General features: G+C 56.5%; 15 protein-coding genes. 9 read left to right on the top strand and 6 right to left on the bottom strand.

The features are described from left to right. The first annotated feature begins 245 nt into the window (after positions 1 to 245). Entirely contained in the window at positions 246 to 1,670 is a 1,425-nt protein-coding gene (locus EXR70_22255) for a bifunctional diguanylate cyclase/phosphodiesterase (GenBank protein MSP41218.1), read from the top strand. Between the two features lie 24 nt (positions 1,671 to 1,694). Here EXR70_22255 and EXR70_22250 read toward each other — a convergent pair whose 3' ends face one another. Then, the gene (locus EXR70_22250) at positions 1,695 to 3,176 is read right to left on the bottom strand and encodes a UbiD family decarboxylase (GenBank protein ID MSP41217.1); all 1,482 of its coding nucleotides are present in this window, start codon (positions 3,174 to 3,176) and stop codon (positions 1,695 to 1,697) included. 204 nt (positions 3,177 to 3,380) lie between these two features. On the opposite strand from EXR70_22250, the gene EXR70_22245 reads away from it, so the two are divergent. After that, entirely contained in the window at positions 3,381 to 3,785 is a 405-nt protein-coding gene (locus tag EXR70_22245; GenBank protein MSP41216.1) for a polymer-forming cytoskeletal protein, read from the top strand. 1 nt (position 3,786) lies between these two features. Here the strand turns inward: EXR70_22245 and EXR70_22240 are convergent, their stop codons facing one another. Continuing rightward, complete coding sequence (locus EXR70_22240) at positions 3,787 to 5,553, bottom strand: adenine deaminase (protein ID MSP41215.1); 1,767 nt, start codon at positions 5,551 to 5,553, stop codon at positions 3,787 to 3,789. Between the two features lie 46 nt (positions 5,554 to 5,599). On the opposite strand from EXR70_22240, the gene lspA reads away from it, so the two are divergent. Then, complete coding sequence (gene lspA, locus EXR70_22235) at positions 5,600 to 6,088, top strand: signal peptidase II (protein ID MSP41214.1); 489 nt, start codon at positions 5,600 to 5,602, stop codon at positions 6,086 to 6,088. 15 nt (positions 6,089 to 6,103) lie between these two features. Beyond that, on the top strand, positions 6,104 to 6,421 hold the full coding sequence (locus EXR70_22230) for a multidrug efflux SMR transporter (GenBank protein MSP41213.1): 318 nt from the start codon (positions 6,104 to 6,106) through the stop codon (positions 6,419 to 6,421). 157 nt (positions 6,422 to 6,578) lie between these two features. Here EXR70_22230 and EXR70_22225 read toward each other — a convergent pair whose 3' ends face one another. Continuing rightward, positions 6,579 to 6,953 (bottom strand): cytochrome c oxidase subunit II, encoded by a 375-nt coding sequence (locus tag EXR70_22225; protein ID MSP41212.1) that lies wholly within the window; start codon positions 6,951 to 6,953, stop codon positions 6,579 to 6,581. 4 nt (positions 6,954 to 6,957) lie between these two features. Then, complete coding sequence (locus tag EXR70_22220) at positions 6,958 to 7,857, bottom strand: twin-arginine translocation signal domain-containing protein (GenBank protein MSP41211.1); 900 nt, start codon at positions 7,855 to 7,857, stop codon at positions 6,958 to 6,960. A gap of 124 nt (positions 7,858 to 7,981) precedes the next feature. Between EXR70_22220 and EXR70_22215 the strand changes: the two genes are divergently transcribed. The 5 genes from EXR70_22215 (at position 7,982) to EXR70_22195 (ending at position 11,421) form a co-directional block, all read left to right on the top strand. Then, a complete protein-coding gene (locus tag EXR70_22215; protein MSP41210.1) occupies positions 7,982 to 8,560 on the top strand; it encodes a sigma-70 family RNA polymerase sigma factor in 579 nt (192 codons plus the stop codon). 1 nt (position 8,561) lies between these two features. Next, on the top strand, positions 8,562 to 9,311 hold the full coding sequence (locus tag EXR70_22210; protein ID MSP41209.1) for an anti-sigma factor: 750 nt from the start codon (positions 8,562 to 8,564) through the stop codon (positions 9,309 to 9,311). Positions 9,312 to 9,502: 191 nt separating this feature from the next. After that, a complete protein-coding gene (locus EXR70_22205; GenBank protein ID MSP41208.1) occupies positions 9,503 to 9,832 on the top strand; it encodes a hypothetical protein in 330 nt (109 codons plus the stop codon). A gap of 114 nt (positions 9,833 to 9,946) precedes the next feature. After that, positions 9,947 to 10,864 carry an amidohydrolase gene (locus tag EXR70_22200; GenBank protein MSP41207.1) on the top strand — a complete coding sequence of 306 codons (918 nt, stop codon included), beginning with the start codon at positions 9,947 to 9,949 and terminating at the stop codon, positions 10,862 to 10,864. Positions 10,865 to 11,175: 311 nt separating this feature from the next. Continuing rightward, complete coding sequence (locus EXR70_22195) at positions 11,176 to 11,421, top strand: hypothetical protein (GenBank protein ID MSP41206.1); 246 nt, start codon at positions 11,176 to 11,178, stop codon at positions 11,419 to 11,421. 125 nt (positions 11,422 to 11,546) lie between these two features. Here EXR70_22195 and EXR70_22190 read toward each other — a convergent pair whose 3' ends face one another. Next, complete coding sequence (locus EXR70_22190) at positions 11,547 to 12,692, bottom strand: extracellular solute-binding protein (protein MSP41205.1); 1,146 nt, start codon at positions 12,690 to 12,692, stop codon at positions 11,547 to 11,549. Further along, positions 12,679 to 13,806 carry an ornithine cyclodeaminase family protein gene (locus EXR70_22185; protein ID MSP41204.1) on the bottom strand — a complete coding sequence of 376 codons (1,128 nt, stop codon included), beginning with the start codon at positions 13,804 to 13,806 and terminating at the stop codon, positions 12,679 to 12,681. Before EXR70_22185 ends, EXR70_22190 begins: the two co-directional genes overlap by 14 nt. Positions 13,807 to 14,065: the final 259 nt, after the last annotated feature.

Raw genomic sequence — 14,065 nt, 5'->3', positions numbered from 1 at the left:
CGGCCTCAACCACGGTGATCTCGCTGCGATATACTCGTTGAATTACGTCTAGTCGTTTCTCGTCTTTCATTGTCAGGGTTGTCATCCTTCCACCCTGACATAATTACGTTGCCGTTAACCCCTGACATAATCACTTTGCTACAACATAATAGAATTATTTTATTGCGTGAAAACGTATTTCGTGGCATATACAGGGATATCTTGTCTACTGAGCCTGCTTTGTATCGAACACACTTAATAAAATAATGCCGCAAATTGGTCAGCAAAAGCCCAAGAGCGCGGTAAATCTTGATTTTTTTCAATCGGCGCCACTCACGCCGGCGCCGTTGTCGGATGCCGCCCAACGCCGTGGGCTGCTTGATCGCCAGTCATTCAATCAAGAACTGGAACACGCGATCCAGACGCCAGACTGCGCGCCGTTTGCCCTGATCATCTTAGGTCTCGATCGTTTTCGCGACATCAATCACATTCTCGGTCCCAATAAAGGCGACGCACTGCTCAAACAGCTGGCCAAACGATTTCACAAAGCGATCGGCGCGTCATCTATCAAAGCTCATCTGGGCGGCGATGAATTCGCCGCGCTGTTACCGGCGCTCGGCAAACCCCAGCTCGACGATATCTGTCGCCGCATCTTGCGCACGGTGGATTCGCCGTTTGTGATCGATGGCGTGCCCATCGATCTCGCGGCCAGCATCGGCGTCGCGCTTTATCCGGCGCACAGTGACAACGCTAATCTGTTGTTTCAGCGCGCCACCATCGCCTTGGAGAACACCAAGCAACATAGCCGCGGATTTTCCATCTACGATTCCAGCAGCGATCCTTACACCGAGCTCAAGCAAGCCTATGTGAGCGGCCTGCGCAGCGCCATCGAACAAAACCAACTGGCGCTCTTCTATCAACCTAAAGTCGATTTGCGCACCGGGAAAATGCTCGGCGTCGAAGCGCTGGCCCAGTGGCATCACCCGCAGCATGGGTTGCTGCCAGCCTATCAATTCGTGCCGGTGGCCGAACGCACCGGCTTGATCCACGCGCTCAGCCGCTGGGTATTGCGCGAGGCTATCGCCCAATGCCGGCTTTGGCACCGCGTCGGGTTTCACATTCCGGTGGCGGTCAATTTATCGCCACGCAATTTTAACGACGACTCCCTGCCCGACTATATCGACGGGTTGCTCAAAGAATATGACTTGCCGGCCGATCTTCTGGAAATTGAGATCACCGAAAACGTCATTCTCAACGAAGATTTGAATGTCTCTAAAGCTTTGGAGCACTTGAGCAGCCGCGGTATGCGCATCTACATCGACGATTTCGGCACCGGCTACTCGTCCTTCGGAAATCTCAAAAAACTACCGATCACCGGCATCAAAATCGACCGGACCTTCATCAGTCAGATGACCACCAACGATCATGACCAAGCGATCGTGCGCTCGATCATCGACCTGGGCCAACGTTTGGCCCTGCAAGTGATCGCTGAGGGCGTGGAAACCCAAGAGATGTGGGATCGTTTGGCGAGCCTCGGTTGCGATGTCGCCCAGGGATTTCACATGGCGCGGCCGATGGCGGCGACTGACATCGGCGGCTGGTATCTCCACTCACCTTGGGGCGCCGGTAAAGCATCGGTGAAGCAAATTCCCCGGCGCATGGCTCGGGCGATCAAGCCGCGCGCTTCTTAAGCATTGCTAATGCCGCGACGATTTCTAGCGCGGCTTCAAAGTTTCCGCCTTGCCAAAACCGTAAGCCTCCCAGTTCTGCAGCACGCGCACTTGTAAATCTTTCGGCCAGAGATTTTCGAAGGTCGCTTTCTCGGGAATGCTTTCTTTGGGCCAATCCTTTGGCCAGGTGCAATCGAAGATCACGCCGGCGGCGTCGCCGATCAACCTTTCTTTGGGCGGTAAGAACGGCAGCAGCACCGGAAAGCCGGGAATATGCGGCACATGGTGGATGCCGTTGACCGGATGACATTTGGTGGTAATCGCGTGCAGCACTTCGTCCATGTTGGTCGGATCGACGTCGGGTTCGACTATCACCATGTAATAGACAAACAGACCCGGCTTGGTCGCCCACACCGCGTGGGCGACGCGGCGGGCAAAATTGATGAACGGAATTTCCGTCGACACCACACACATGTGACCGACGCCGAAGGGCGGGCAATAAACCGCCTTCACCGGCAGCCCGAGCTTTTTCAATTCAGCATAAATCTCCGCGCCCTTGATCAAGGCGGTAGCGGTCTGCCCTTCATGCACCGGCATGCCCATGTTGGAAAACGGCAGGATCGGATTGTTGCGATAGGTAATCGCTTTGATTTTTAGAATCGGTTTGGGCGACGACTTGCCGGCCTCGTACCCCATGTACTCGCCGAACGGCCCTTCGGTGCGGCGCTCGTGCGGCAGCACTTCGCCTTCGATGACGATCTCCGCCGACGCTGGCACTTCCAGATCGATAGTTTCGCACTTGACCATGGGAATCGGCGCGCCTTGGAGCGCGCCGGCGACATCGGCCTCGTTGACGTAGGGCGGCAACATCACGCAGCTGACCAGCGGAATCACCGGCTGGCCGCCGATCGCGACCGCCACCGGCATCGGTTTATTCATCGCTTCATATTTTTGATACATCTGGCCGATATGCTGCTGCATCGGAAACAAGCAGCCGAGCGTATTGCGGTCGTGCACCATCAAACGGTACATGCCCCAGTTGACCCAAGAACTGTCGGGATCCTTGGTGATCACCGTGTGCCAAGTGCCGATGTAACGGCCGCCGTCGCCGCCGTGGATCAGCGGGATGGGAAACTTGAGCACGTCCACCGCGTCGCCGATATCGATATTTTCTTTGCACGGGCCGGTCTTGACTCGCACCGGTGGAATCAATTTTTCTTTGCGCTCTAAATAAGTCGCCATGATCTCTTTAGCCGACGAACTTGGCGCCATGTTCATCGCCAACGCCGTGCGCGCGAACTGGCCGTGGCCCGGATACGTACTCGTGCCCAGCGGTGCGCCCAAAGCGCGAAAGCCTTTGGGATAGCCTTTGATATTTTCGAACAGCGCCGCCGGCGCGCCGAGATCGTAGACCCGGCGCGTGATCGCGCCCATCTCGAGATTCCAATCGACCTCGGCGCCGATCCGTTGCACTTCGTGATACTCTTCGAGGATGTCGAGGTAATCCCGCAGATCTTCGCTATGCATGAAACACTCCTATGCTGAAAACGCTACTTTCGATGAGTACTGATGGGAATCGGCACAAGTGATGACCGTCACACAAAGGATTTATAACAGATGCGCCGACGCGAAGGCAAAAGGAATCAGATTTTTTAAGCGGAACTAAGCGCGCGAATCATAGACAAAGATTGGCGAGTGATTTATATATTGCACTGCGAAGGGGGAGCAATCATGGCAGAAAGCAATCGACCGAGTGGAGTTCCGGCGGATGTGGGCGCATATCTTGGCGCCGGCACGAAGATCAACGGTAAGCTTCATTTTGAAGGACAGGCGACCATCGACGGCGAAGTTGAAGGCGAGATCGTCGCCCAAGGCCACATCACTGTCGGCCAGCAAGCGATCGTCAAAGGAAAAGTTTCCGCCCAGTCGATCTTGGTGCAAGGCAAAGTGATGGCCGACGTGGTGGCCGAGAAAAAATTGGAAATCCAACCGCCCGGCTCGGTGGTCGGCGACGTGACGACCATCAGTCTGGTCATCGGCGACGGCGCGATCCTCGAAGGCCACATCTCGATGAAGAAAAACGAAGCGCGCGTGCTGCCGATCCGCCAAGACGTCAAAAAAGAAGGCGTGTCATAACTCAATCGGCGAACAACGATACGATGCGCCGCTCCTTGGCGTCGACCAAACCGCGCGCCGTGATGCGCAGCGCCGGCAACGTCACGAAGGGCAAAAAGTTCAAAGCAAAAATGGGCTTGTCGAAAGGCGAGCCCATTTCTTTTAGCCGGGTTTGAACCCGCCGCAGTCCCTGCCCGACTACCTGCCAAGGCAGCAGGGAGAAAATCCCGCCAAAGGGAAATTCGAGTTTCTCCAACAGTTGGCCGCCATCGACGATCGCCATGCCGCCACCGGCTTCGAGCAATATGTTGGCGCACAGCGCCATATCGCCATCGTTGCCGCCGACGACCATCAACGTGTTCTCGTCCAAATTGGTCGTCAAACCCACCGCGCCGACTTTCGCGCCGAAGCCTTTGAGAAAACCGAAGGCCACTTGCTTCGTCCGCCCATGGCGATCGAACATCGCCACTTTCAACAGGTCGTCGTATAAATTCGCTTCGACGAAACCCGACGGCGCGTTGAACTCGATCAGCCGCTCGGCGGTAATCGTTTGATTGACCAGTTCCATCACCCGCACTTTTGGCGCGGCGCTCGGCGCGGGAATTTTGAAAACCTCCGGGGTGATATCTATGCTCAGCTTCAGCGGACCGCTAAGTTCCACCGGCAGCGCAATGGGCGCGGATGGAACCGTCGACACACCTTTTGCCGCAACCACTTTGCCGCCGATCAAGACTTTGCGCACGTGACACTGTTCGAGATCGTCGAGCAGAACTATATCGGCGAAGCGGCCCGGCGCTATGCCGCCAATCTCTTGTTCCAGTCCAGAATAAGTCGCGGCGTTGAGCGTCACCGATTGAATCGCCTGCAATGGTGTCAGCCCGAGTGAAATCGCCCGGCGCACCACGTTGTCCATATGGCCGCGCTCGGCAATATCGTCGGCGCTCATGCTGTCAGTGACCAGAATCAAGCGATTTAAGTTTACGCCGGCAGAAATCAACTGCGGCAAGGTCTCGGCCAAATCCTGGCGCAGCGATCCTTCGCGCAACATGGTCCAATAGCCGAGCCTGAGCCGTTCCAAAGCATCTTCGAAACGGATCGGCTCATGACAGGAGGAAATCCCGGCGGCGGCAACGGCGCAAAGTTTTCGATCCCGCGCCCCGGCGGTGTGGCCGTGGACGATCTGGCCGCGTCGACTAGCGATTTCCAAGCGCGAAAGAATTTCGTCGTCGCATTGAAGCAAGCGCAGCCAGGAAACGATCTCGCCCATGCCGAGCACGCGCGGATCGTCGAGCGCCTCGGCGATTTCCTTGTCGGTGAAAGTCGCGGTGCTGCACAAGAGCGGATCCTGCGGCGCCACCATCGATACCAGCGTGTAAACTCGCAGCGGATGTTTTTCGACTTCGTCTAAAAATAGTTTCACACCGCGCAAGCCAAACACCGTCGCCAACTCATCGCAGGACGCCACCAACGCCGTCGTGCCGTGGGGCAAAAACGATTGCAGATTTTCATAGGGCCGAGCGTAGTGGCCGATGTGGGTGTGGCCGTCGATGAATCCTGGCGAAACAAAGCAGCCGCTGGCATCGAGCAACTCAGTCGCCGCGCTACGCGTGTGTCCGGCGCTCGGGCCGACGTAGCAGATGCGCCCGTCGACGATCGCGATCTCCAGACCGTCGAGCAGTTCGCCGGAATAAACGTTGACGAGGGTGCCGCCGAGAATAATCAGATCCGCTTTGATCTCACCCAGGGCGCCGCCAATCAGTCTGGCCAATTGTTGCTTCGAACGAGTCATGGCGCTGTTTGTAACATGAAGCTAGAAACGTTACCAAAGACAGGAGATGAATCGTTTGCCGAGAATCCTAACTGTGTCGCTCATTGCCATCGTCAGCGTCGTTTGCGACCAGGCCACCAAAGCGATCGCTAAGCAATATTTGGCGCCCGGCGCGCTGATCTCATTCGCCGGCGACGCGTTTCGTTTGCAGTACGCCGAAAACAGCGGCGCGTTTTTGAGTCTCGGCGCCTCGCTGCCCGATCCTTGGCGTCATCTGGTTTTCACCGTGCTGGTGGGATTTTTTTTGTTGGGGCTGGGCATATATTTACTCTTCACTCAGTCGCTTCCCAGCACCGCGCTGGTTTGTCTGACTTTGGTTTTCGCCGGCGGCATCAGCAATTTGATCGACCGCGTCGCCTACGACGGCCGGGTGATCGATTTTTTGAACGTCGGCATCGGCCCGCTGCGCACCGGCATTTTTAATATCGCCGACATGGCGATCACTTTTGGCGCTTTGTTTCTCGCCATCGACAGCTATCGACACAAGCAAGTTTAACGTTAGGAGATTCCTATGGCATGGGCATTATTGATCTTCGCCGGCTTTTTAGAAATCCTTTGGGCCGTCAGCTTGCGCTATACCGACGGACTGACCAACATTTATTGGGGCGCCGTCACCATCCTCAGCGGCTTGGCGAGTTTCTACTGTCTCGCCCAAGCGATTAAGACGATCCCGCTCGGCACCGGCTACGCCGTCTGGACCGGCATCGGCGCCACCGGCACGGCGATCCTCGGCATCGCGCTATTCGCCGAGTCCGCCGCGCTGCCGAGGCTCGCCTGCATGGGTCTGATCGTCGCCGGTATCATCGGGCTCAAACTGACTTCGACTTAAGCCGGCCGCTGAAAACATTTCGGAATGCTTCGAGAGCCTCAGCGTGAACGGAGCATCATCAGTGTTATCAATACCTCTCCGTTCGTCCTGAGCCCGGTCGAAGGACTCCGAGAGGGCTTTCATCGACCTGCTAAGTCGTCAAATGACGAGACAGCAATCAATCTGTGACGATCAGCGTCCCTTCCATCTCTTCGTGAAAGCTGCCGCAAAAATGATCGCAACGAAAAGTGAAGGTGCCACTTTTATCCGGCAACACGCGCACCCGCGTCACCCGCCCCGGCACGACATCCTCGCGCACGCCGAAGTCGGGAATATTGAAGCCGTGCACGACATCTTCCGACCTTACTTCAATAATCACCGGCACGCCTTTCTTGAGCACGATCTCGGGCATCGAGAACTCGAATTTTTTCGCCGTGATCTGAATCACCTGCTCGCTCGCCTGGGCACGCACCCAATTGACGCTCAGCCAAAGTCCACCGCCGGCACTAAGAATGATCGCCAGCACAAATAAATTTGTTTTAATCGATTTCATCGCCTTAACCTTTCACCACGGACAACTCGCTGATCGCGCAGTCCAAACTTTTCGTCCGCGCCGTAACCTGCCTAAAACCGAGACCTTTGTAAGGTGTCCCATCGTTCCACAAAACTGGCACGCGCTTGGGCACCGAGCCGGGCGCCGGCAGCGCAAAGATCAACGACTTGGCGGAATGATGCGGAATATGCGCGGTCATGAAGTGATGTTCATGATGGATGTGGCCGTAGAAGACCGTCACGTTACGGTACGGCAGTAACAAGGAAACCGCCTTGGCGCCGTCGCGGGTCGCCCAATCCCACTGCGGATAGAGATCGAACAGCGGCCGATGGGTCAGCACCACGATGCGCGCGTCTTTGTCGAGCCGCTTCAAATCGTTGCCGAGCCACTCCAATTGTTTGTCACCGATGGCGCCGGCCGGGTCGGACACGTTGTCGAGAACGATGAAGTGAACGCCTTTGTGATCGAAAGTGTAGTTCGGCGCGCCAAAAAATTCTTGATAGGCTTCGCCGCGGTCGAGAGAAGCATCATGCTCTCCGGGCATGAAGCGCCGCGTGTTGACTTTCAATTTGCCGACGATGTCACGGAAGCCGTCCAAACGGCTGCGCCGCTCTTTGCCGTCGTCAGTGGTATGGGTCAAGTCGCCGGTGAAAACGATGAAGTCAGGCGCAACATCTAAACTGTTGATCGTCTCAACCGTCTTTTTCAACGTGACCGCGTCGTCGGGATTCGCCGCCGGCCCTGTAAAGCCCCAGTGGGTATCGGACAACTGCAAGAAAAAAAAATCCTCCGACTGCGCCACCGCTCCCCCCGGTCCGTTAACCGCCGTCGCGCAACCGCTGAGCCCCGACGCAAATACCGCCCCGCCGATGCCCGCCAATTTTAAAAAATCTCTTCTGTCCATGGATCGATTCCCCCTTTGAAAATACTTTCATCCATGCAAGACCGCATCGGGCGGCGAAATATTCCCGCCATTGGTGTTTTTGTTGCACAGGGAATAAAGTCGGCGCGAAAGCGGTACTCCCACAATGTGGCGTAACAAAAATTTAACCGAGGATACCGACGCGCTTAAGCTGCGGCGGTTCGAGGCGCTGGTCCTGCCCCACCTCGACGCTGCTTACAACCTCGCCCGCTGGCTGACGCGCCAATCCGCCGACGCCGACGATTTGGTGCAAGAGGCTTATCTGCGTGCGTTTAAATTTTTTGCCAGCTTTCGCGGCGACAACGGTCGCGCCTGGCTGCTGACCATCGTGCGCAACACTTGCTACACGGCATTGCGCCAGAAACAGGGAGAAGGTTGCCGCGCCGCGTTCGATGACGAGGCCGATAATCTGGAATGGGACGGTGCGCCGATGGCGCTGGATTTTGCCCGGAACAATCCCGAAGCGGCGCTACTGCGTAACGCCGAAAAGGAATGGGTAAACAAAGCGGTGGAACAATTGCCGCTGGAGTTTCCCGAAGTGTTGGTGCTGCGCGAGCTGGAAGATTTAACCTATAAAGAAATCGCCGTCATCGTCGACATCCCCATCGGCACCGTCATGTCGCGCTTGGCCCGCGCGCGCAAACAACTACTGGAGATTTTCCAGCGCATGGAAAGGAGGCCGTAACATGAACTGCACCGAAGCGCGACCGCTGCTCTCGTCCTACCTCGACAACGAGCTGGACCTGCACCGCTCAGCGGAGATTACCAACCACTTAAAAAGCTGCGCCGACTGCGCCGACGCCCATCAACTCGCCCTCGCCGCGCAAATCGCCGTCAAGCAATCGGCCACCTACCATTCCGCGCCGAATCACTTGCGCGGCCGTATTCTCGCCAATCTTCCCGGCGCCGTCGAAGCGCGGCCGGCGCGCAAAGAAATATCTTTATCGTGGCTCAATTTCGGCGCCGCCCTCGCGTCTGTGGCGATCGTCGCCGTAAGTCTCTCACTTGTTTTCACCGGGCGTTCTAGCGAGAAAAATTTAGTCGACGACGTGATCGCCGCTCATGTGCGCTCATTGATGGTCGATCATTTGACCGACGTCGCATCGTCAGACCAACACACCGTCAAGCCCTGGTTCAACAGCAAAGTCGACTTCGCGCCGCCAGTCATCGACGGCGCGCCGCAAGATTTCCCGCTCATCGGCGGACGGCTCGACTATGTCGACAAGCGCGCCGTGGCCGCGCTCGTGTACCGGCACGACCAGCACCTGATCAACCTCTTCATCTGGCCCGCCGCATCGGCCCAAGACGCGCCAGCGAAAGCGCAGAGCACCCACGGCTACAACATCGTCCACTGGGATCGAGGCGGCCTACGCTACTGGGCCGTATCCGACCTCAACGCCGCCGAGCTGATGAAGCTGGTCGAGTTGAATCGATAGTCCCGCTACGGCTTGGTCATTCCTAACTCGTGGGATGGGTGGAGCCCTTCGGCGATGGCTCAGAATAAACTCCGCGATACCCATCATTCATTTGCCGTCGCGCACCGATCCAGTCTACAATCGCGCCATAGCAACAACGATGGGTATCGGCGTCGCGCGCCTCCACCCATCCGACAAAAATCGGAGGTCACATGTCTTGGTGGAGCTATGAAAAGGAGCCGAGCGGACGAATTGTCTACGTGACATCTGACTATTCTGCAATAATGCCGTTGTTTGTAGTCGTTTGCGCAATCGGAACTCTTCAGTATTTGATGAGTCCCACCGGCACAGTTCGATTTCTGCTGTGGTCCGGCTTCAGTTCTGTCCTGATGGCGAAGTTGCGGCTTTTTCGCCGCGGCATCTGGAGTTCGTGGGGACCAGAAAAAATGACGCGCGGATGGGCAACGCTTTACAAAGTCGGATATGCGTTAATAGCCCTCGGCATCTTCTTAATCATCCTGGCGTATCGCGCCGCGCGCTAATTTCACAACGACGAAACTCCACTCGAAGATATCCGAGGCATCGGCCCTGGCTCATCGTAATTTGACTTCCGCGCAACGCACCCATAATGTTCTCCGACGGAAAGGTAAATTCACATGATCATCGACTGCCACGCCCATCTCGTGCCACAGAGTTGGTTTCACCCCAAATCGCCGAAATCGATGTTCAACTTGCCTGGCTTGTTCGAAGAACAGGACAAGGCCGGCGTCGACATCACCGTCTTCGGCAACAACTGGATTCGTTCGCCGGAGGGCTACGATCAATTGAAGGTCGTCCAAGAATTCAACATCCATGCGGCGGAATTGACGGCGAAGCATCCGAAACGTTTGCTCGGCCTGGCCTGCTCCGTGCCCTACGACAACGACAAGATTCTTAAAGAAACCGAGAAGGCGATTCGCGAGTACAAGCTCAAGGGCATTATGATCAACTCCAGCACCAACGGTGAATATCTCGACTCGCCGCGGGCGGCGCCGTTTTTTGAAATGGTCAGCGATTTGAACGTGCCGTTGTTCATCCATCCGCCCAAGTTCACCATCGGCAACGAGAAGATGGAGATCTTCCGCCTGCCGGAAATGCTCGGCCGGCCGTTCGACACAACGTTGTCGTTGACGCGCTTCATCTTCACCGGCGGCTTCGAGAAATTTCCCAAGTTGAAAATGGTCTGCGCCCACGTCGGCGGCGCGCTCCCAATGCTGCCGGGCCGCTACGGCTTCGGTTACGAACTGAGAAAAGACGACAGCTTCGGCCCCTGGGAACCGGACGTGATGACCCGCCCGCCGGCGAGTTACATGAAGCAGCTATTCTTCGACACGGTCTGCTACCATCCGCCCGCGGTGCAGTGCGCTATCGACACCATAGGCATCGATCAAGTGGTCTTCGGCAGCGACTCGCCGCCGGTGCCGATCCCGCTCGTGCGCGCCGTGGATACCGTGAAGCAACTGAAGATTTCCGACGCCGACAAACAGAAAGTGTTGGGCGGCAACGCCGCGAAGCTTTTAGGCTTGGCAGGCTGAGAATTGAAAGGTCGGGTTTGAAACCCGCCCCTACGAAACTCCACACATGGAAGGCATATGAAATTGTGGCAAAACAATTAAATCCTGGCGATCTTTTCCCGAACTTCACCGTGCCGCTCACGGATGGTCGGACGTTAGACATCCCCGCCGATCTCAAAGGCGACTACTCGGTCATCATTTATTATCGCGGCATCTGGTGACCCTACTGCGTTCGGCAGGTTGCCGACTATCAAGCGCATCTTGAAGAATTCACACAAGAGACCACCGATATCGTCGCGTTATCCGTCGACCCGCTCGATAAAGCCAAAGAAATGGTCGAGCGCACCGGCGCGACTTTTCCCATCGGTTATGGATTGAAGGTTCCAGAAGACGCCGATCGCGTCGGCGCCTATTGGGAAGAACGGCGCGGTATCATCCACGCGACCAATTTTACACTCGGCCCCGACCGCAAAGTCCTGCAAGCCTGCTTCGCCACCGGACCCATCGGAAGAATCGCCGCGGTAGACGCACTGAGTTCGATCAGAGGAACGAAGAAAAGAAAAGCCCAAGGCGGGTAAGTTTTCCCCTCCCGTCGTCATACCGGCGTATGCCGGTATCCAGGCGCTGGGCGGGGATGGATGCCGGTCGTCACCGGCATGACGGATCGGATTCTGAATCATTCAATCCCGCGCGACGCAATCAACTACTTTTTCACGCCCACGACTTCATCCAACAACTTCATCAGCGGCGTCATGTCTTTGGTGTCGGGATCTTCGGTATCGAAATAAGTCATCTTATCGCGCCGCTGTTCGTCCGGTGCGATATGATCTTTGGGCACATCGATGCGCCGGGAATTGCGTCCATCGCCTGGGATGCTGATGACTTTTTGAAATAAGCTCTGACCCTCGCGCGACAGTAACCAATTGATAAAAACCTTGGCGGCGTTGGGATGGGGCGCGCGATTCATCAGCGCCAGCGAACCGAACGCCGAAGATAAGTTCACGCCTTCCTTGAAATGATAAGGTTCGAACTGTTCCACCGGCAAGCCGTGATTCTTGGCTTTGTAAATCTGCCCACCTTGGACCGGCAACACCAATGTGAACTTGCCGGTTCCCAACCAATCCACCGCTTGGCGAAAGTCCGCCGTCAGGGTCACGTCCATCTCGCCAAACAGCCGGCGCAAAAACTTCGGCCCCAAATCCGGACTGTAATAAAGAAATTGCCAAGGAATCCCCGCGCCGCGCACTTTGCGAATATCGATGGAAACGATTTTGCCCTTCAGCTTCGGAGTTAAAAGGTCCCAATAGGTTTTGTACTCCCGCGGATCGAGTAGTTGGGTGTTATACCCGGCTCCGGCGCCGGCTGAGACATTGCCCTCATAGACGAGAATATACTCGCCTTCCTTGTCGGCAAATTTGAGTTTGCCCTCAAACCACTTGGCCGTATCCAGCACTTCGGGCAAGATCAACGCGGGCTTGATCGGGTCGAGCAGCTTTCCCAGGTACAGCGACTGGTAGAGCGAAACCCCGCCGCCATTGTAAACATCGAGGAGATACTTCCCTGCTCTGCGCTCGGCAACGATACGCGGCGCTATGTCGGTGCCCGCGCCGGTGATGTAATTGACCTTGATCTTCGGGAAAGCTTTCTGAAATACTCCCGATTCGATGACCGCGCCGTAGCCGCCGATGGAAACCGAGACCTCGCCTTCCTTCTCCGCCGCGCGCACGGTGCGCTCCCAATCCGCTTGCCAATTGCCACGCGCCTCCGCGCCCAGGGCCGCTGACGACGATAAGGCAACCAGCAGAAAAATAATTGCCAAAAACGTTTTCATGAATCTAGTTCCGCACATCTTGCAACAACCACTCGGTGGGAAACTCCCGCCCCAAACCTTTGTCTCTAATCAAACGATAGGTCGCGCCGCCCACCGACGCGAACTGAATGCCTTGGATCTGATTGCCGCCCACCGCGAGCATTTCTTCGCCGTCGCGCCGGCCCGGATCCCTCGCATTTAACAAATCTTTGAAGCTGACGACTTTGCGTTTATCGAAGCCGCCTTCGCGTTCGATCTCCGGGATGCGCGCCAAATCTTCCGCTTGACCGGCAACGTAGGCGCGATGGCTGCCGGAAATCTTTTGCGCCCGCGACACCGATGCGTCAGCCGCTTCGCCCGCGCCTTCGCTAGTGGGAGCGAAGGTGTAGAAAGTCCGAACCCGTTCGGCGCAAGAGCGGTCAAGTTCGACGCTGCCTTTCACCGTGCAAATGAATGCGCCGGCATCCACGGCGCGGCCGGGAATCACCGGCACCGTGGCGTCGGTGCAGGCCGAAACGATCTGCGCGCCCTTGAGCGCCGCTTCAGCCGAAGCGACGGCAACGACATCGATCCCCAAGCGCGCCGCGAGTTTGTCGGCGAACGCCTGGCGATTTTTCTGCGTTGGACTATAAACTTGTATTCGTTTGAGTCGGCGCACTTCGGCGAACGCCAGCGCGTGCGTCCACGCCATGCCGCCCGAGCCGATCATGCCGACGGTGTCGGCATCTTTGCGGGATAAATACTTCGCCGCGATACCGGCGGTGGCACCGACCCGCAGATGCTGCAAGTACCCGTCGTTCATGATCGCTAGCGGCTCGCCGTTCTCGGTGCTGAACAATAGAATCAAGCCGCAAAACAGCCCCGGCCGCTGGCAATATTTCTCCTGGGTTTGAACGCCGCCGCTACCGGTCGCCCAATAGGCGATGTCGGACTTGATCCGCGTAGCAAACACGCTGTAACGCCGGCTCGTTCCTTCCATCGAACCCCACTGATAATAACCGCTAGGATCGCCGCTCGGCGCCCAAACGTCTATCCTCGGCCGGCAGACCGCATCGCCGCGATAATATTCTTTGATCCCTTCCTCGATAGCATCGAGGCAAGTTTTCATGTCGAGCACCTGCTCGATATCTTGATTGCTGATCAGCAGAGCCACAAGTCACTCCTATTTCACCACGAAGGCACGAAGCACACGAAGGGTTCGAATAATTTATTTTCCGAACTTCGTGCTCTTCGTGCCTTCGTGGTGGATCCTAACTTTGCAACCTTTGCATTGCTATGTGCAAGAATTTGCGCGGCTTGCGCAAATTTCTCTGGTGGTGAATTCTCTCGGATTCGGATGTGCCTCTCGCAAAGCCGCAAAGACGCCAAGTTCGGAGGGGAAAGATAAATATTATGACGGATTATTTTCAGCA

The organism is Deltaproteobacteria bacterium (assembly GCA_009692615.1).
In the GTDB taxonomy this organism is placed as follows: Bacteria; Desulfobacterota; Binatia; order UBA9968; family UBA9968; genus DP-20.
The sequence above is the reverse complement of the archived record's forward strand: the minus strand, read 5'-3'. Positions and strand labels throughout refer to the sequence as shown.